This is a genomic window from Streptomyces lomondensis (assembly GCF_014651035.1).
In the GTDB taxonomy this organism is placed as follows: domain Bacteria; phylum Actinomycetota; class Actinomycetes; order Streptomycetales; family Streptomycetaceae; genus Streptomyces; species Streptomyces lomondensis.
In genome coordinates, this window is record NZ_BMWC01000016.1 from 111,513 (window position 1) to 129,735 (window position 18,223).

The 18,223-nt window shown below is 68.6% G+C and carries 14 protein-coding genes and 4 pseudogenes; 9 read left to right on the plus strand and 9 right to left on the minus strand.

Annotated elements, in window-relative coordinates; genetic code table 11:
• Window positions 1-4: 4 nt before the first annotated feature.
• On the plus strand, window positions 5-796 hold the full coding sequence (locus IE255_RS35340) for a S1 family peptidase (RefSeq protein WP_190054507.1): 792 nt from the start codon (window positions 5-7) through the stop codon (window positions 794-796).
• A 117-nt stretch (window positions 797-913) separates the two neighbouring features.
• Here IE255_RS35340 and IE255_RS35345 read toward each other — a convergent pair whose 3' ends face one another.
• Entirely contained in the window at window positions 914-2,029 is a 1,116-nt protein-coding gene (locus IE255_RS35345) for a winged helix DNA-binding domain-containing protein (RefSeq protein ID WP_190054508.1), read from the minus strand.
• Window positions 2,030-2,162: 133 nt separating this feature from the next.
• On the opposite strand from IE255_RS35345, the gene IE255_RS35350 reads away from it, so the two are divergent.
• Complete coding sequence (locus IE255_RS35350) at window positions 2,163-3,362, plus strand: magnesium and cobalt transport protein CorA (RefSeq protein WP_190054509.1); 1,200 nt, start codon at window positions 2,163-2,165, stop codon at window positions 3,360-3,362.
• Here the strand turns inward: IE255_RS35350 and IE255_RS35355 are convergent.
• Entirely contained in the window at window positions 3,340-4,257 is a 918-nt protein-coding gene (locus IE255_RS35355; protein WP_229906737.1) for a tyrosine-type recombinase/integrase, read from the minus strand. The two genes, IE255_RS35350 and IE255_RS35355, sit on opposite strands and share 23 nt — an antisense overlap.
• Window positions 4,258-4,440: 183 nt before the next feature.
• Window positions 4,441-4,722, minus strand: coding sequence for a helix-turn-helix transcriptional regulator (locus tag IE255_RS35360; RefSeq protein WP_229906738.1), 282 nt, complete (start codon window positions 4,720-4,722; stop codon window positions 4,441-4,443).
• Window positions 4,723-5,459: 737 nt separating this feature from the next.
• Here IE255_RS35360 and IE255_RS35365 point away from each other — a divergent pair.
• A complete protein-coding gene (locus IE255_RS35365; protein WP_190054510.1) occupies window positions 5,460-5,696 on the plus strand; it encodes a hypothetical protein in 237 nt (78 codons plus the stop codon).
• Window positions 5,697-5,989: 293 nt separating this feature from the next.
• On the opposite strand, the gene IE255_RS35370 is transcribed toward IE255_RS35365, so the two are convergent.
• The gene (locus tag IE255_RS35370) at window positions 5,990-6,364 is read right to left on the minus strand and encodes a hypothetical protein (RefSeq protein WP_190054511.1); all 375 of its coding nucleotides are present in this window, start codon (window positions 6,362-6,364) and stop codon (window positions 5,990-5,992) included.
• Between the two features lie 62 nt (window positions 6,365-6,426).
• On the opposite strand from IE255_RS35370, the pseudogene IE255_RS35375 reads away from it, so the two are divergent.
• The 3 genes and pseudogenes from IE255_RS35375 to IE255_RS35390 all read left to right on the plus strand — a co-directional run bounded on the left by IE255_RS35375 (window position 6,427) and on the right by IE255_RS35390 (window position 11,956).
• Window positions 6,427-7,038, plus strand: a pseudogene (locus IE255_RS35375) (IS5 family transposase).
• A gap of 296 nt (window positions 7,039-7,334) precedes the next feature.
• Window positions 7,335-7,610, plus strand: coding sequence for a transposase family protein (locus tag IE255_RS35385; protein ID WP_229906751.1), 276 nt, complete (start codon window positions 7,335-7,337; stop codon window positions 7,608-7,610).
• Between the two features lie 596 nt (window positions 7,611-8,206).
• Complete coding sequence (locus IE255_RS35390) at window positions 8,207-11,956, plus strand: DNRLRE domain-containing protein (protein ID WP_308280931.1); 3,750 nt, start codon at window positions 8,207-8,209, stop codon at window positions 11,954-11,956.
• A gap of 56 nt (window positions 11,957-12,012) precedes the next feature.
• Here the strand turns inward: IE255_RS35390 and IE255_RS35395 are convergent, their stop codons facing one another.
• A complete protein-coding gene (locus tag IE255_RS35395; RefSeq protein ID WP_229906739.1) occupies window positions 12,013-12,786 on the minus strand; it encodes an SMI1/KNR4 family protein in 774 nt (257 codons plus the stop codon).
• Window positions 12,787-12,804: 18 nt separating this feature from the next.
• A pseudogene (locus tag IE255_RS40620) lies at window positions 12,805-13,003 on the minus strand (hypothetical protein); the annotation flags it as partial.
• Window positions 13,004-13,093: 90 nt separating this feature from the next.
• Between IE255_RS40620 and IE255_RS35405 the strand changes: the two are divergent.
• Window positions 13,094-14,227 carry a hypothetical protein gene (locus IE255_RS35405; protein ID WP_190054514.1) on the plus strand — a complete coding sequence of 378 codons (1,134 nt, stop codon included), beginning with the start codon at window positions 13,094-13,096 and terminating at the stop codon, window positions 14,225-14,227.
• A gap of 126 nt (window positions 14,228-14,353) precedes the next feature.
• Here the strand turns inward: IE255_RS35405 and IE255_RS40490 are convergent.
• Window positions 14,354-14,765, minus strand: a pseudogene (locus tag IE255_RS40490) (transposase).
• Window positions 14,766-14,936: 171 nt separating this feature from the next.
• Window positions 14,937-15,129, minus strand: a pseudogene (locus tag IE255_RS35415) (IS1380 family transposase); the annotation flags it as partial.
• Window positions 15,130-15,372: 243 nt separating this feature from the next.
• Between IE255_RS35415 and IE255_RS35420 the strand changes: the two are divergent.
• Window positions 15,373-16,554 (plus strand): N(5)-(carboxyethyl)ornithine synthase, encoded by a 1,182-nt coding sequence (locus IE255_RS35420; RefSeq protein WP_190054516.1) that lies wholly within the window; start codon window positions 15,373-15,375, stop codon window positions 16,552-16,554.
• Window positions 16,555-16,699: 145 nt separating this feature from the next.
• Here IE255_RS35420 and IE255_RS35425 read toward each other — a convergent pair whose 3' ends face one another.
• Complete coding sequence (locus IE255_RS35425) at window positions 16,700-16,954, minus strand: XRE family transcriptional regulator (protein WP_190054517.1); 255 nt, start codon at window positions 16,952-16,954, stop codon at window positions 16,700-16,702.
• Window positions 16,955-17,104: 150 nt separating this feature from the next.
• Here IE255_RS35425 and IE255_RS35430 point away from each other — a divergent pair, with 150 nt between their 5' ends.
• Window positions 17,105-17,866, plus strand: coding sequence for a ZIP family metal transporter (locus IE255_RS35430; RefSeq protein ID WP_190054518.1), 762 nt, complete (start codon window positions 17,105-17,107; stop codon window positions 17,864-17,866).
• Window positions 17,867-18,223 lie beyond the last annotated feature (357 nt).

Genomic DNA, 18,223 nt, shown 5'->3' on the forward strand with positions numbered 1-18,223 from the left:
ACCCATGTTCGGGCTCAACCGTGCCAAGAAGGCCGCCGCCGTCGCCACGGCGACCGCCGCTGCCGCCGCTGCCGCGCTGCTCGCCGCTCCCTCCGCCGTCGCCGCGCCCCAGCCGATCGTCGGCGGTACCACGACCACGACGACCGCGTACCCGTTCGTCATGCAGATCACGGACGCCTCGCAGAGCCAGTTCTGCGGCGGCACGCTGGTCTCGCCCACCAAGGTCGTCACCGCCGCGCACTGCATGGTCGGCGAGACCACCAGCAGCGTGCGCGTCGTCGGTGGCCGCACCTACCGCAACGGCACCAACGGCACGGTCAGCAGAGTCAGCAAGATATGGATCCACCCGAGCTACACGGACGCCACCAACGGCGACGACGTGGCCGTGCTGACGCTCTCGACGTCGATGCCCTACACCCCGGCCAAGTACGTCTCCTCCTCCCAGACCTCGGTGTACGCGGCCGGCACCACCGCCCGCATCCTCGGCTGGGGCACCACCGCCTCGAACGGCAGCTCCTCCAACCAGCTGCGCACCGCGACCGTACCGACCGTGTCCGACTCCAGCTGCGGCAGCTCCTACAGCTCCGACTTCGTGCAGAGCGACATGGTGTGCGCCGGATACACCTCCGGCGGCGTGGACACCTGCCAGGGCGACAGCGGCGGCCCCCTGCTCATCGGGGGCGTCCTGGCAGGCATCACTTCCTGGGGCGAGGGCTGCGCCCAGGCCGGTTACCCGGGTGTCTACACCCGGCTGACCACCTTCTCGAACCTGGTCACGACGCAGGTCAACTCGTGACCATCCACTAGCTCCTGAGTACCCCTCAGGTGAAAGACCAGGGGGCGTTGCGGGCCTCCACGAGCGGCCCGCAACGCCCCCTCTCCATGTGTCCGTGCCGTTCGTCCCGGCACCGCCCTACTGGCGTACGACACCGAACCGGATGTCGTACGACGACTCCGGGTGCATCACCCGCAGTATCCGCTCCCCCTCGGCAGTGACGTCATCGCGCTGCGCCTGGGTGAGGCGGCCGAAGGGCTCGATCACGAGCGCGTCCTCCGCCAGCCGCCACAGCCCCGCGAGGAAGCCGTCGACGAGGAGCGTGGAGTAGGCGATGTTGCCCTGCCAGGAGCGGCCCCGGTACTCGGGCGGGACGACGCGGGTGCGGTCGGCGTGGGACAGCAGCAGGTTGTCGAACTCGGGCAGGAAGCGCGGCGGGGCAGGCGTGTCCGGGTCGGGCCGGGGGGCGTCCGGGAGGTCGAAGAGCTCGGCGCCGCTGTCGTCCCGGAAGGTGACGAGCCGCGGCCGGAGGCGCTCGAAGGCGTCGCGCAGCCGGGTCAGTCCGGCCCAGGTCTGCATGTCCCGCACGGTAGCCGGGCCGAAGGCGGCGAGGTAGCGCAGGACGACCACGTCGGGCGCCGGGGCCGGTTCGGCGGGGCGGCCGAGCCAGTGCTCGGCGGTCGTGAGCCGGACCTGCCCGCTGCGGCCCCACAGACCGCGCGGGGTCACCTGCACCAGCGGCAGCCGGCACCGGGCGGCGACGGCCAGGGCCTGCGGATCGGCATCGGGCCACTCCTCAAGCAGTGCCTCGCGCAGTTGCCTCATGGTGCGGGGCTCGGCCTCGACGAGATCGCGGGCGAGGACGGCGAGCCGGTCCAGGTCGACACCGGCGAGTCCCGTGCGGAAGTTCACCAGCTCCCGGTCCCGCGCGGGCTGCACCAGCGGGCGCAGGGTGAGGCAGTCGTCCGCGGTGTGGGTGTGGATGGTGGAACGCATCGTGACGATACGGACGACCTCGCGGTCGGCCATCAGCCGGGACAGCGCCTCGGGGGCGAACCCGTCGAGGCGGGCGGCGAGCGCGTAGTACGGAGGCTTGACGTTCTGCGCCTGGAGGCCGACCAGGTGCTCGACGGCCGCCGCGACGGACATCCGGGCGGGGCGCAGCAGCAACTGCCGGTCCAGGGTGGCGCGGTTGAGAGCCCGGGGGCCGAGGTGAGGGGCCGTGCGGGGGACGCTCCGCTTGGTGTTCGTCATGAGGGGGACGGTAGCCGGGCTTGCGGACAGCTTCTGGCCGCGACTTTCGAGGGGGATGCGCGTGCGCCGCGTATGCTGCCCGTGTCCCGCTGCGTGATCACCCGTACGTACGCTCGACCGAGAGGCATCCGCGATGCCCCAGCGACGCGCCCGCCCCGCCGAGAAGAACGAGCCGGCCCGGCCCTCGCGGTCGGCGAACCACACCTCTCGCAGGTCGGTCTGGCGCCGGGCCCTGGCCGCCCCGGTGCAGCCGCCCGCGCCGCAGCCTCCCGGCGCCGACGCCCCATCGGACCGGGAGGGGCGGGCCGAGGTGGCGAGCGTCGTCGAGGCGGCCCTCTACCGCGACGGCGTCCGCGTCTCCTCCCCCGCCACCCTGGCCGACACCTACCGCGAGCTGCGCGAGCAGCCGGCCGGCATGGCATGGATCGGCCTGGCCCGTCCCACGGACGGCGAACTCCACTCGCTGGCCGCGGAGTTCGACCTCCACCCGCTCGCGGTAGAGGACGCGATGGAGGCCCACCAGCGCCCGAAGCTGGAGCGCTACGGCGAGACGCTGTTCGTCGTCCTGCGGGCCGCGCGCTACCTGGACGCCCCCGAGGAGGTCGAGTTCGGCGAACTGCACGTGTTCGTCGGTCCCGACTTCGTGATCACGGTCCGCCACGGCGCGGCGCCGGACCTGTCGGCCGTACGCCGCCGTATGGAGGAGTCGCCGGAGCTGCTGAAACTGGGCCCGGAGGCGGTGCTGTACGCGATACTCGACGCGGTCGTCGACGGCTACGCGCCGGTGGTCGCGGGCGTGCAGAACGACATCGACGAGATCGAGACCGAGGTGTTCCGCGGCGACCCCGAGGTCTCGCGCCGCATCTACGAACTCTCCCGCGAGATGGTCGAGTTCCAGCGCGCCACCCGCCCCCTGGTCGGCATGCTGCACGGCCTGATGGCGGGTTTCGCCAAGTACGGCACCGACGAGGAGCTACAGCGCTACCTGCGGGACGTGGCCGACCACGTCACCCACACCAGCGAACGCGTCGACACGTTCCGCCAGGCCCTGACGGAGATCCTCACGGTGAACGCCACGCTGGTCACGCAGCAGCAGAACGCCGAGATGCGGGCGCTGGCGGAGGCGGGGTTCGAGCAGAACGAGGAGATCAAGAAGATCTCGTCGTGGGCGGCGATCCTGTTCGCTCCGACGCTGGTCGGGACGATCTACGGCATGAACTTCACACACATGCCGGAGTTGCACTGGGCGTTCGGATACCCCTTCGCGATCGCACTGATGGGGGTCGTCTGTACCGGTTTGTACGTCATCTTCAAGCGGCGGGACTGGCTCTGAGTAATCGCCGCGGAAGCTGTTGCCCGGAGCGCGTACAGCTGCGATCACAGGCGTGGCCGACGGGTCTGAGGCCGCTGGGGAGAATCTGGGGAGAATGAGCCGTGCTCCGTTCGGGGCGGTCTACTGCGATCCTGAGGTGTTGGCGTACGAGAGCCTCGCCGCTGTGGTGGCGCCTGGGAACGCCGATGATCACGGAAAGTAGTGGTCTTCCGAGCTGAAACGCCAAAACGGATGGGCACAGCGAGGCGCTGTACTTCTTCGTCTCCCGATCGGGCTCCGGGCCGCCCCACGGCAGCTCGACCTCGACCGCGGGGTACTCCATGAAGTACTGGGCCAGCGCCGCAGCGACCGACGGAGGCATGTCTACGACGCGAGTCTTGCCGCCCTTCGGCAGGGTGAAGTACAAGCGCCCATGAAGGAGTTGTACCTGTCGGCGGATACGCAGAACTCCGCGGGCGAAGTCGACGTCCTCCGGGGACAGGCCGAACACTTCGCCCTGCCGTAGGCCACAGCCCAGCGCGACCACGACCGCGATGCGGTAGCGCGCGTTGATCGCGTCCCGTACGCGCTGCGCGGTCTCCAGCGGCCAGGCTTCCCTCTGGTCCTCCGGCACCTTGGGCCAGCGCACGGACTTGGCCCGCACCGGGTTGCGCGCCAGCCGCTTGTCGTCGATGGCGGTCTCGAAGATGTTCGAGAGCGTGGTGAGGATCTGCCGGACGTACCGCGGCGAGCATTCCTTCTCCAGCGCGGCGATGTAGCCTCGCAGAACCGCTGGGCTGATGTCTCGCAGAGCGACGGTGCCCAGCTGGGGCCGGATGTGGAGGCGGACGCGTTCGTCGATGCGTTTGACCGTGCCGGGCGCCCCACGAACTCCCGTCTGCCAGAAGCGGGTCACGTAGTCGTCCAGCGTGATGGAGCCATCGCGGGGGTCGACGAACTCGCCGCGTTCGCTGTCGGTGCTGGCCCTGCGCAGCCATGCCTTGGCGTCTTCGAGCGTGTCGAACGACTTGTCCCGGCCGCCTGGGATACCTGCGACCCGGTACCGCGAGCCCTTGCCGTAGCGGGCGGTGCGTTCCCGCTAGTCAGAGCGGGTCTGCGGTGCCGCCTCCAGAGGGCTCAGGACGGTGTTGGAGCGCGAGTCGGCCTGTTCCTGTTCGCGGATCCAGGCGTCGAGCGCTTCCAGCCGGTACATGACGCGACCGCGCGGCCCCATGCGGAAGCTGGGCGGTCCTTGGCGCCGATGCCGCCAGACGTACAGGGTGTGGGGCGACAGACCGAGGTACTCGGCGGCGTCCCTGGAGCACGAGGCTCGCGCACCGCCCGCGGCTGTGCTGAAGATGGCGATGAGATCCGTGGTCAAGCCGCAGCTCGACGTATCGCTACGGATGCCGGGCAGCGCGCGTCGGCTCGCCCTCCAGGTCTGAGATGGCGAAGGCGGTTTCTATGCAGTCGTTGGCAGCCGCACCCGATGTCTGGAAGCAGTGCGGGAAGCGCCGGGCGAGTGAGGAAGCGCTGACGCCGACGCGGTCAGCCACTTGAAGACGTCCACGGCGGGGGAAGCACTGCGGCCAGTGCGCGCGACTCGGTTTTTGGGCAGGGGGTATCGCAAAAAGGCGCATGAGTGTTCCTTACGAGGTGGTGCAGAATCCACCGCCGCCGGTGGCGAGGGGATGGCCGTTGGGCGTGGTTCGTGCCTTTCTTGGATTCACGGGTCTGATCCTGCGCGCTGAACAGGCGCTAGAGGACGCCTGGGCACCAGGAAGGCGCTGTCCGCTCCAGGCCCACCGCCAAGTAGCCGGTGCGAACGACATCAATAGTCCGGAGGATCGCCGGTTTGGCTGACCGGCGATCGTCGGTTATGTTGCGCACCGCCCGAACAGGGAAGTCCTCGGGCGCTCCTGGCTGACGATGCTCAGAGGGGCAGCCGGTACGACCGGAGACGGAAGGGCGCCGTCCGTCACGAGTACCAGGCCGTCGACCAGGCCCTCGGAACCCGTCGTCAGTGAGCCGGTCGAGGTTGCGAGCCGCGACGGGCTCGGGAGCACCAACGGCTCCGAGAGCGGTGAAACGGGCCGATCGGAGAGCGGCATTCGACAGGTGGTGCTCCTTGTCCTGCTCGGCGAACTCTGCACCGATGGCAGCCTCCGCACCGACCATGGCCCGGCCGTCCGCAGCTCGGTCAACGCCGCCTTCCGCAACGGCTACTTCATGGCGGTCGTGCCCGACGAGAACAGCCAGGACGCTTGGCAGCGGATCGGGGTCGCCGTCCACGGCGCCCGGCACCTGCGCCAGGTGGTCGCCCTCCTCAGCGGCGAACCGGTGCCGCACGCGTAGCCGACAGCCGCAGGCGAGGCCGGGAAACAGGCAGCGTTCCCCGGCCTCACTGCTGTTCTACCGCGCCCACCCACGCGCCGCCCACCGCACCCCCGCCCGCACCGAGAAGGGCCCCACACGTGGACTGGAAGCCGCGCCCGATCCGTCTTCCCGACTCCCACCTTCCCTGGACCGACTGAAAGTGCAGGGCATGCGGCACGGCCTGGCCGTGCACCACGGCCGCCGAACACCTGACGGAGAACCGGTACAGCTGCGGCAGCCCCTTACTGATCGTTTCAGAATGGGGCGGACGGTCAGTCGTCGTTGAGCCGCTGAAGGACCTGTGTGAAGTCACCACAATTGAGCAGGCCGGTCAGCACCTGCGTGATGTTATCGATGCCTGCGTCTCGAACGATGAGGCCGTCGGAGCACCAGAAGTAGCGGCCATTCAGGGCCTCGCCGGTTCGGGAATCCTTCTCCATGAGGCGTTCGACCTCAGCAAGAGTGAACACGGTCGCGCTCCAACGTGACTCGTCCGCTGTCAGCCGGACCTCGACGTCGACGTTGCAGACGGCGTCCAGGGGCTCGCCCGCACTGGGCAGGAATGATGCCTGGAACCGATCTGTTCGGACGCGATACCAGGGACCGTCCCATCCCTGCTCGGCGGCTCTGGTCCCGGTGCTGGTCATGCGGGGAGTATGTCGAGCTGGCCCGGAGGGCTCAACCGGATTCTCTGGCAGTCTTCAGCATCGTGACCATGAACCTTGTCCTCGACGAGCTGTGGGACCCCGATAGCCCCGCTGCTGCCAGCACGACCCGCGCGACGACATCGCCACCCCGGGCGTCTCCCCGTGCCGGACCGGGTCGCACTGGCCGGCATCATCTACGTCCTGCGCAAGGGCGTGGCCTGGCGTGACGTACCGAGCACTGTCGTGGGTTGCTCCGGTGTGACGGCCTGGCGCCGATTGCAGAACTAACCCCGCTCGCCGTCACACTTACCGGCGGCAACCGCCATGACGTCACCCAGCTCCTGCCGCTACTCGACGCCATCCCGTCGATTCGGGGTCTGCGGGGACGCCCCCGCCGGAAGCCCCGGTGCCTGTATGCCGACCGGGGTTACGACTTCGAGAAGTACCGCCGCCTGCTGTGGAAGCGCGGCATCAAACCGCTGATCGCCCGACGTGGCGCCAACCACGGTTCCGGACTGGGCAAGGTGCGCTGGGTTGTCGAGCGCACATTCGCCTGGCTGCACCAGTTCAAACGACTGCGCATCCGCTACGAGCGACGCGCCGACCTCCACCAAGGTCTCCTCCAACTCGCCTGCAGCATCATCTGCCTCCGGAGGATTCGGGCGGCATTCTGAAACGACCAGTTAGGCCGTGTAGACGGGGTGGCCGCCCGTCTGGTCTCGACGGCGTCTGATCGACGGCATACGGTTTTGGTCCGGACCGGTGCTCCGTGGCGGGACGTGCCCGTCGAGTACGGGCCGTGGGGCCGGGTCTACGACCTGTGGGTTCGCGTGCCCCGCATCGGGCCGGGCCGGCCACGCGCTCGACCCGATCGTGTGCGGGCTGACAAGGCGTACGCCTCCCGCAGGAACCGCACCTCGCGGACGATGTTGTGCTCCTGGCAGTCGGGGCACCGCCGGAACACCACCTCGTGGGTGATGCCGGAGGGCCGGCGGAGCTCTACAGCGTCCAGAGCGCGGGCCACCTCCGTCCAGCAGGTGGCGTCCGGGCACTGCACGAGCGACAGCGCAAGGCACACTCCTCCCGACGTATCCGTGTCGAGCACGGCATCGCCCACCTGAAGAACTGGCGGGCGCTGGCCCGTCACCTCGGCCGCCGCGAGCACATGAGCGACATCGTCCGGGCCGTCGCCAGCCTGCTGTCCCACCAGCAGACCGCGGACCTGATCCCGGCACGGCAGAGTTGAACACTCAGCCTTGCAGAGGCCCTCGACGTCTCACCCACAACCACGCACGAGCTCGTTAGTCGCGGCCTTCACCACCCCGCTCGTCTCCACCGAACCGCTGCAAGGCACGAAGCGGAATGGCAGACCAAGGTCACCCCGGAGAGCCAGACACGCAGAGAGTTCTGCTGGTTCACCGACTTCGACGGCGAGCGGCGCCTCTTCGAGCTGCACGCCCGCTTCACGCCGGGCATGGGCCGCATCCACTTCCGCCTGGTCCCGGAGGAACGGGCGATCCGGCTCGCGCACATCGGCAGCAAGATCCGCCCGGATCTCTGAGCCGTCAGTACATCCGTGTGATTCAACTTACGTTTGCGTTCGGGATGCGCAGTGCTTTCAACGATTCCGACCGCCACCGCCTCGTCATAATCAGGACTGGCTCGAAATCCCCGTGCAGTACGAGTCTCCCCCTTCCTAGGTTCTACACCGTGCGCTTTCGAACAGGAGTTCACTTCATACACGGGAAGGACCGGACTCACACCGTGCAGACCCAGGCGCAACCGCCCACATCAGGGCACAGAGCCAGACGCAGACGCCTCTCGCAACTCGCCGTAGCAACCGTGCTGTTACTGACCACCGAAGCTGGCGTCGCCCTCACCGGCCAGGCTGCGGCGGCCCCCGCCCCCGCGGACCCGCCTGCCTCCGCCGAGGCCATACAGCCGTCCGAGGCCGAGCTGCTCAAGGGCGATATGGCATGGGCAGCCGCCCACGCCAAGGGATCGAAGGCATGGGCGATCCTGGAGGCGCGGAAGACCGGCAAGAAGGTGGTCGTCACCGACGAGACCACCCCCGACTCGATCACCGTCGCCAACCCCGACGGAACGCTCACCGCCACGATGACGCCCGGCCCCGAGCGGGTCTGGCGGGGCGGCAAGTGGCGTACCGTCGACGCCACCCTGACGAAGTCCGCCGACGGCTCTGTGCAGGCGAAGGCACACCCCAATGGCCTGCGCCTGGCCGGAAAGGGCGGCACCGTCCCCGGTTCGCTCGCCACCGCCAAGAAGGCCGCGGCACGGGACCTGGTAACGCTCGGCTCCGGTGAAGAGAGCGTGACGCTGCAATGGAAGGGCGGCCTGCCGGAACCCGAACTCGACGGCACCACCGCCCGCTACCCGGGGGCGGTGCCCGGTGCGGACCTGATCGTCGAGGCCACCCGCACCGGGTTCGAGCAGTTCGTCGAGATCGGCCGGCGACCGGACGGCGCCTACTCCTACACGCTCCCGGTCAAGGCCAAGGGCCTGAAGGCCAGGGCCAACGACGACGGTTCCGTCGCCTTCTCCGACGCCAGGACGGGCGCGGTGCGGGCCACGATGCCCGCGCCGGTCATGTGGGACGCGACGGTCGACGAGGCGTCCGGCGAGCACACCCGCAAGGCCCGCGTCGGAATGAAGGTCGTCGACAAGGGCAACGGCCGTATCGATCTGGTCGTCACCCCCAGCGCGAAGTTCCTCGGCGACCCGAGGACGCGGTACCCAGTCACCGTCGACCCCTCGACCTCGGCTCTGGCGGCCACGTTCGACACCTACGTGCAGCAGGGCGAGACCACGGACCTGTCCACCGACACGGAACTGGACTTCGGCAACCCCGGCACCAAGAACGCCGACGGCACGCCCCGCACCGCCCGGTCCTTCATCCACTGGAACACCACGCCGATCCAGGATGCGTTGATCGTCGACACGAACCTGGCGCTGTGGAACTTCCACTCCGGCAACACCGACTGCGCCAACCAGTCGTGGACCGTCTGGGACACCACCGCGGCCGGTACGTCCTCGCGCTGGACCAGCCAGCCCACCTGGAACCAGCAGTACCACTCCTCCACCCAGACCCGCGGCAACCCCGACTGCACCGGCACCCAGCCCGACGGCTGGATCAACGCCGACGTCGACGCCCTCGTGCAGACCTGGGCCTCGGCCAAAGCCACCCGCGGCTACATGGGTCTGCGCGCCGCCAACGACGACACCCGTGGCTGGAAGCGCGTCAACTCCGGGAACAGCACGGCCAATCAACCGAAGCTGACCGTGACCTACAACTACCGGCCCTCCGACGGCGCCGACCGTCAGGCCGGCGCGCCGTTCAGGTCGTACGCGGGCGTGTGGGCAGTCAACACCACCACGCCCACGCTGCGGGACACCTTCACCGACGCCGACGGCGACACCGTCAACGGCACCTTCCAGGTCTACGACGCCGCCACCAACACCCCCATCACCACGCCAACCGGTGAGGGCCTGCTGGTCTCGGACTTCGTCGCGTCCGGGAAGCCGGCCAGTGTCACCGTCCCGGCCGGGCAGCTCCAGGACGGCAAGACCTACAAGTTCCGGACCAACTCCTACGACGGCACCCACTACAACCTGAACTGGTCTCCCTGGACGCAGTTCGTGGTGGACACCACCGCCCCCGTGGAGCCGAAGCAGATCGTCTCCTCGACCTACCCGGAGAACTGGGGCGGCGGCGGGGCCGGAATCGAGGGCCGCTTCGACGTCACGACCGGCGACGCGTCTCCCTACGAGGTCCAGTACCGCTTCGACCCGTACGAGGACGACGCCGACAACTACGGCTGGGCAGCTGTCCGTACCACCACGGCGACGACCCGGGCCCCAGCACCCGAAGCCTCCTACACCGCGACCCCGGCCGCCGACGGCAACCACGTGACGCAGACGCGCACCGTGGACCGGGCGGGCAACGTGGGCCCGATCAAGGACTACGGGTTCACCGCCGGGAACCGGAACTACAACCGCGCCCAGAAGATCGACATCAAGCTGCCGCAGCCGGATCTGACCTCCGACGTCGCGGCGTACCTCAACGAGCCGCAGCGCATCGCCGACTGGAAGCAGGGCAGCGCCTCGCGCACCCTGCGCAAGGGCCATGAGACGGTCACCATCAAGGCCAAGGACAAGCGGTCGCTGGCGGGAACCCGCAAGGCCGCCAAGGAACTGGCCCAGCAGCGCAAGCTGCGCGCCCCGTCCTACCCCGATCCGATCGTCACCGGATCCTGGTGCCAGCCCTCGCTGTTCGGGGAGGCCCAGAAGTCGCTGATCACCCGCAACGAGGCCTGCGTCTTCTACGACCTGAACTACACGAAGGAGTACTACCTCAACGGCGTCAAGACCGAGGAGCGCCACGCACGGTTCGAGATCGCCTTCCAGGTCAAGACCGACCGGCACGACGGGACGATCAAGACGTGGATTCAGCTGAACCCGGTCTTCAACGACTTCCCCGGGCACGACAGGTCCGTGCTGTTCGGCGACGGCAACCCCATCGCCCACATGGACTCGATGTGCTTCAGCGGTGCCTGCGAGGGTGCCACTGACAGCAGGGACGTGCGGAACTTCGACTTCTACGGCGACCTCAGCTGGAAGGGCGGCGGCAACGCCACCCCGGTCGACTCCCACATGGCCACCGGTACCGCCTCGCACAAGTGGGACGGCTCCACCGACGGCGTGGGCCCCTCCGACGCCGGCCTGTCCAGGAAGCTGCCGGTCTGGTTCATCTTCAACCCGGAGAGCGAATACGTCCCGGTCGAGGGCAAGGACGACGAGATCGACGGGGGCAGTGCGCGCTCACCCGGCATCGATGTGCGGTGCGACAAGGTCGATTCCTACGGCGTGCCGGGATGTGTGCTGACGCAGTACGTCCCCAAGTACCAGATGGACGCCGCCCGTTACCCGGCTGCCGCGGCTCACCTGTGGATGGTGCAGAACAAGTCCGCGGTCAAAAACCTGGGGACCGTCGGCAAGCCGCTGCACTACCGACCCGACGCGGACAACGGCCGGGTGAACTCCACCTGGACGAAGAAGAAGATCCGAAACCGCGTCTGCGGCTACTACGGCGGCACCAGGGCCGACGGGTACGTTCCGACCAAGGGGTTCGTGGCGCATCCGAAGACGTTCCTGCATCCGGAGTTCCGCCCGCAGGTCCCCCTGCCCAATCCGGACAAGGTGAACTGCGACGAGGTTCCGTTCGCCTCGACGTACGAGACCGTCGGCCTGCCCGCTACCGCCGGCGGGTTGAACCCGGCCGGCACGGCCGGCGGCGGCGAGTGCATCCAGACCGTGGCGGCGAAGGCCGACGACGGCAGTGAGCACCTCCTGGACGACACGCGCTACGACGCGCCGACATTCAGCGAGAAGTGCGGCCGTTCCTCGATGTCGGGGTACGTCAACCAGGGTGCGATGAACAAGTACGGCAATGAGTTCCTGGCGCAAATGCGGGTCATCGACGGCGACGCGTTCGCCATCGACCCGGGCGTTTCGTGGTTCAAGGGCTGCAACACCGGTGCGGCGACGCTCGTCTGCGAGATGAAGAAGCCGTAGCCACCGCACGCCTGCCCGGGGCCCGTCAGCCAGGCGGGTCCCGGGCAGCGACGCGCTCAGTGGACGGGGTGCCAGTGCTCCAACGCATCGTCCAGCAGAGGAGCCTCGGGGTCGTCCCAGATCAGACAGCCCCACACCAGGCCGGGCACATCGGGGCCCATGGCGTCGGCCGGCCCCTCGATGAGCGTGCGGTGAACGGCCTCGAGATAGGCGGCGATCGACGGATACTCGGGCTTGTCGCACGCGAGATTGTCCGGCAGCGACCAGGAGCCGACGCCGTCCTCGCCCACGTAGAGCCCCGACTCGGGTCCTGCCTCGTCGCCGGTCAGCCAAGGCACCACCGCGGAGCCCCACATATCGCCGCGCCCGACCTCCGGCAGCCGCGGCCGGAGCGCATCCTCCGGACCGAGCAGAACCCCGCCCGGCAGGAACGCCCCCGAACCGACCTCGCCGGCTTCCTCATTGGCCTCGATGTACTGGTGCTCCACACCGCCGCACAGCCGCCACAGCGCCGCCAATTCCGTGGGCAGCCCGAAGCCGACGGCATGCCTCAGGCGGGAGTCGGCCGCGGCGATCTGCTCCTCCGTCGCAGGAGCAAGGAGAGAAGCGTGGGAGACGGGCGCATGCTTGGCGAGCCAGCCGGTCACCTTCCGCCAGGCAGCCGCGACCCGATCGACCTCACTGGTGTGTTGAACAGACATTCGGCCACCGTAGCCGCCGCATGCCCAACTCACCACGACCGAGGCGAGTTCGTCGGCGGCGGAACGGCCGAGCCATGATCCGCCCGGATCTCTGAGCTGTCCGTACAGAGTTCCCTGCCCGTCCGGCATACGCGCCTTCTTGGCCTACGCCGGCCTCCAGCTCGTCCACACCCTTGCGGACCGTCGTCTCGCTTACCTGGGCCGCCCGCGCGACCGCCCCGATACCGCCGTGTCCCAGGAGCCGTGCCTCGGCCCCCATCAGCAGCCGCCGCTGACGCTCGTCCAGATGCGGGTTTGCGGTCGCCTTACCCGTGGCGACGGGATCAGGCCAGGCTGTACGCCGGATCTGGAATGTGCGAGATGGACGGCCCACAATGGCCGGATGACGTCGGCATCGAGGATGCGGTGCTGGGAACGATGGGGTACGGGCGGAGCCGTGATCCTCAAGCGGCCCTTGGCCTCGTCCGCCGTCACGCGCCTGGCCAAAGAGTTGCACCGGGACAAGCCCTCTCCAGCTGCGGCCGCGCTTGTCCGGATCGCGGCGAGCTCGGTACAACCGGCCGCCAGCAGGGCTTTCGAAGCGTTGGCCGAGGCATGCGAAGACCCTCAAGCGGCGGGCGATGTGATCTACCAGTGCTTGTTGCAGTGCGGCGGCAGACAGGACGAAGACGACAGGACATGGTCATCGGTCGTCGCGCCCCTGCTGTTAGGGGGATCACCTCCTCGACTCGTTCGGTTCCTCGACCATGATCCGGTCGCGGGCCAGCCGTGGACTCGGCCGGAGGGCATCGTCGATCAATTGATGATGTGCGTTTCCTTCGACTCGCCCCGTCGCCCTGCCTTGGAGCGGTTCCTGTCCACCACGGATCAGCCGTTGGTCCTGGCCAAGCTGGTGGCGGAGTGGAGTGACGACACCTTTCTGCCCGGCCGGATCGTGACCGATACGGCTGTCGCGAATCCGCACCTCGACCCGTCGGACTGGGGCAGGAACGTGCTGTTGGCCGTAGCGAAGGACCGCCTGGACCTGCTCGATTTCACCCAGGCGGGCACTGTGGAAGCCGTGGTCCGCGGTACTCAGATGTCCAGGGCCGATCTGGCTGACAAGTACAGGCGCGTGTTGCGTGCGCTGCCTCCAGGCGTTGCGCGGGAGCGCCTGTGCGAAATCGCCCTCCTTCGGACCCGTGAAGCCGAGGAGGCCATCGCGGCCGCTATCGAGGCGGGGTTTGCGCCTGAGCGGCAACGGGATCGTGTGGTCTTCTTCTACCTCACCCAGCAGTGGGACCGTTACAAGGCGGTCGACCCCGATGGAGAGCTGCTCTACGCCGCCTACCTCGCAGTTCATCACTCCGCTGATCTCAGGGACCACGGCCTGACCTGGAGCATCATCAACGTAGCCCGCCGCAGCGGGCGACCCGATCCTGCCGTTCGATACCTGGAGGAGAATCCGGTGTCCAAGAGCAGGGAATCGGGCAGGGGGCGCGGGCCGACCGGCGGATACAGCAGCGACTACGGCAGCGGTGGCGACTATGGCGGCAGCGCCGGTTGGACCGGCGGCAGCTTCCACACGTAAGTGCATGAGCCTGTAGCCCACATGGAGCTGAACGTACTCATCGAGTAGAAGTCGTGCTGCCCGTTCGCTTCACGGAAAATTGCTCAAGGCCGAACTGAGGCTCTTCAGCCCTTTCCGTGAAGCCTGTCAACTGGCGAGGAGAACACGGCGCTTGAGGAGATCGAACCCGGCACTGCCGTAGTGCCGGCGCTTGAGTATCTTGGATCCGGTTCACGTGTCCCTCGACGGCGCCGGAGCTCCAGGGCACGGTGAGGCCGAGGGTGACGGCGGCGTGTTCCTTGCGCAGGCCGTTGGCGAAGACGTGGAGGTCCTTGATCTCGCTCTGCTCGGCCTGGTCGAGCCACTCGGTGCGGCGGTGACCGTCACGACGTCGCAGGACCGTGGCGAAGCCGCGGGCGAGCCGGGTGGTGGTCGCGATGTCCTCGCAGCGGGCGCAGAGGTCCTTGAGCTGTTGCCGGGCGGATTCAGCGCTGCTTCCCCTCCGCACACCGGGTGCCCCCGGAAACGCCGACGAGGCGATCAAAGACAAGTCCGGCATCCCCTATCCCAACGCCATTCGCATACCCGCACGCGAAGGGAAACGGGCGCGGACCACCGACGGCTTCCAGGTGGGCGAGGACTACCTCGCCTGGTTCGGCCAGCTCCTGACCCGCGCCGCGGCCGCCGGCCTAACCGCGCTCTCGGGCCGAGGACAAAATACAGCCCAGTACCTCACCGCACGCCTGGCTGGCTCCCAGCACGTCGCGCTACCGGTCAGGGCGAGCATCGGCGTCCAGCAGCAGGTCGAGCGCGATCTGGACGATCTCCGGCCAGAGCTTGTTCAGGGCGGTGTGGTGCAGGGGGAGGTTGCGCAGGCCGGTGGCACGCGCGGCCCTGATGCGATCCTGGCGACGGCGTGGGAGTCCGCGCTGTGAGGGGTACCAGCAGGGCCGCAACGGCATCCGCACAGGTGACAGCGTGCCCGGCACACGCGGTGCCGGGCACCGGACCTGCCGTGCGGGAAGGCGGGCCAGCTTGCGGAATCGACCTCGGCAGGCACCGCCTGCGCCGTGGCAGCCCAGAGCAACCCTCCCCTGGCCCCGCCCGTCGCGACGGGCTGCCGGATTGCCCCTGTGTGCTAAACAGGAAGCAACCAAAGGGGCATTTTGCAGCAGCTCAAGCTCGGAATCATGTCGCAGACCCGCAAGGAAAACGAGCATCGTCTGCCCGTTCACCCCGCTCATTTCGACCGCATCGACGCCGGACTCCGCAAGCGCATCTATCTCCAGGAAAACTACGGCGAGCATTTCGGCGTCCCGGACAGCCGGCTCGCGCCGCTCGTCGCGGGCTTCCGCACGCGCGAGGAACTCATCGCCGACTGCGATGTCATCCTGCTGGCCAAACCACTCCACGAAGACCTGGCGGAACTGCGCGAGGGTCAGGTCCTGTGGGGCTGGCCGCACTGCGTCCAGGACGAGAGGCTCACCCAGACCGCCATCGACCGGCAGCTGACCCTGATCGCCTTCGAAGCGATGAACCACTGGTCCCGCAGCGGCGCCTTCAACCTGCACGTCTTCCACAAGAACAACGAGCTGGCCGGGTACTCCTCGGTCCTGCACGCCATGCAACTGACTGGCGTGACAGGCGACTACGGGCGGCGGCAGCGCGCCGTCGTCATCGGCTTCGGCGCGACCGCCCGCGGCGCAGTGACCGCGCTCAGCGCCCTGGGCGTGCACGACGTCGACGTGCTCACCGCGCGTGGCGTCACTGCCGTCAGCTCCCCCATCCACTCCGCGCGGATCGTCCACTTCGACCACGACAAAGCCGATACCCTCGACCCGCGACGCAGTGTCGCCCTCACCGAGGACGGCCCGCTGCCGCTGGCCGAGTTCCTCGCCGGGCACGACATCATCGTCAACTGCGTGCTGCAGGACACCGACGCGCCGCTGATGTTCCTGATAGACGAGGACCTGCCCAAGCTGGCCCCCGGCACCCTGGTCATCGACGTCTCCTGCGACGAGGGCATGGGCTTCGACTGGGCCCGGCCCACCACCTTCACCGACCCGATGTTCACCGTCGGCGACCACGTCAGGTACTACGCGGTGGACCACAGCCCCTCCTACCTGTGGAACTCCGCGACCTGGGAGAACAGCGAGGCCCTCCTGCCGTATCTGGACGTCGTGCTCCAGGGCCCCGACGGCTGGGACGCCGACGACACGATCCGGCACGCCATCGAGATCCGCCGTGGCGTCGTCCAGAACCCCAAGGTGCTCGCCTTCCAGCACCGCACCGCAAAGTACCCGCACGCCCACGAGGAGACCCAGACCCGAGCGGCGTCGCGGCCGTAGCGGCAGGGCATCCGGCGTTCAGCCGCTCGTCCGTAGAGCTCCGAGACACTCGGCGATCTTGTCCCGCTCGTCCGACGGGAAGAGCGGTCCCGGATGGGTCGTCACTCTTTCCGCGCTTACGACCCCGTCAGGGGCGCGCTGGGTCTCAGCTCGGCACAGGGTCGTGCGCTGCGCGGCTCGGGTGCGGCCGGGTGGCTCCGAGCGCTTCTTCCTGCGGGAGAACCAGGAGCGTGGCGAGTTCCTCGAGTTCTTCCCGCGTTGGGTGAATGGGGCCTTCGGCCCCGTCTTTGAGGAAGGCTTTGATGCGAGGGGTGCGAATGCCCGTAGCGTGGGCCACGGCTTCGGCGCTCATGTGGCGCCGGTTCATCGCGTCTTCCAGCAGGTGGGCCAGATCGTGCATGGCTGAGTCTCCTTGGCCGAGGATTGCGTCAGGATCAGTGCTGGGAATGCCTTGTACGTGGGCCTGCCGGACAAGGGGTCAGGCGCCCAATCCCGCATAGCCGCGCTGGTCGCCCGTTGATCCACATCCATGGCGGGTAGACGGGTCGGCATGGCTGAAGTAGCACAGGCTGGATTGTGGGGGCTCGTGGCGGGCTCGGCTCTGTTGCTCGGTGCCGCGCTGGGTTACGGGCTGCGGGTCCCGCAGATGGTGATCGCGACCGTGATGGCCTTCGGTGCCGGTGTGCTGATCTCAGCGGTCTCCTTCGAGCTGGTCGGGGAGGCGTACGAGCAGGCAGGACTCGCTCCCGCGGCCGTCGGCACGCTTGTTGGCGCGCTGGCCTACACCGGGGGCAACGTGTGGCTGGCCCGCCGGGGCGCCCGGCACCGCAAGCGCTCCGGTCACGGGCGAGCGGAGGGGCAGCCGTCGGAGGCCGAGCAGGGCGGTTCCGGGATGGCGCTTGCGCTGGGCGCGCTGCTGGACGGGGTGCCGGAGTCCGCGGTGATCGGGGTGAGCATGCTGGATGGTGGCGCGGTGAGTCTGGTGACCGTGGCGGCGGTGTTCATCAGCAACGTGCCCGAGGGACTGTCCAGTTCGGCGGGCATGAAGAAGGCCGGCCGCGGCCGGGGCTACGTCTTCGGTGTCTGGGGGGCGATCGCCGCGGCCAGCACGGTGTCGGCGGTCCTCGGTTACACGGTGGTCGGTTCTTTCTCCCCCGCCGTGATCGCCGCGGTGACGGCGGTGGCGGCCGGGGCGATCCTCGCGATGATCGCCGACACGATGATCCCTGAGGCGTTCGAGGACGCCCACCTGGCCATCGGGCTGATCACCGTGAGCGGCTTCCTGGTCTCCTTCGCGCTCTCCCACACCTGACGGCGGAATGGGGAGCGAGTGGGGCGTGGGCCGTGGCGGTGTCATGTGTGGCAGGTGGCGGACGAGTCCCGTCCGAGGTCCTGGCCACCCGCCTCTGCCCGCGGAGTCCCGGAAGGGATCTGCCATGACAACGCCGGGGTTCCAGGTGTCGGGGGGCGTTGTGCGCACGACCTGGCGGGAAGGCGGTAACGGCGCCGCGCGCTGCCGCAGCCTGCGCGGTGAACCGCTGTTGAGGCTGGTCAGGAATTCGATTGCCCCTTGTCGATTGCCGTGATGGTGCGCACTGAACTGTTGCCATCTTGAAGTCGCAGGTAAAAGGGCTGGTGTGACCGGCTCGCGGGGTGCTCGCGCTGGTCA

Bases quoted from the DNA above. Each gene is read 5' to 3' on its own strand.
- IE255_RS35370 (WP_190054511.1), bottom strand. From the start codon at position 6,364: ATGACCAGCACCGGGACCAGAGCCGCCGAGCAGGGATGGGACGGTCCC.
- IE255_RS35340 (WP_190054507.1), top strand. From the start codon at position 5: ATGTTCGGGCTCAACCGTGCCAAGAAGGCCGCCGCCGTCGCCACGGCG.
- IE255_RS35430 (WP_190054518.1), top strand. From the start codon at position 17,105: ATGGCTGAAGTAGCACAGGCTGGATTGTGGGGGCTCGTGGCGGGCTCG.
- IE255_RS35345 (WP_190054508.1), bottom strand. From the start codon at position 2,029: ATGACGAACACCAAGCGGAGCGTCCCCCGCACGGCCCCTCACCTCGGC.
- IE255_RS35425 (WP_190054517.1), bottom strand. From the start codon at position 16,954: ATGCACGATCTGGCCCACCTGCTGGAAGACGCGATGAACCGGCGCCAC.
- IE255_RS35395 (WP_229906739.1), bottom strand. From the start codon at position 12,786: ATGCCGGACGGGCAGGGAACTCTGTACGGACAGCTCAGAGATCCGGGC.
- IE255_RS35350 (WP_190054509.1), top strand. From the start codon at position 2,163: ATGCCCCAGCGACGCGCCCGCCCCGCCGAGAAGAACGAGCCGGCCCGG.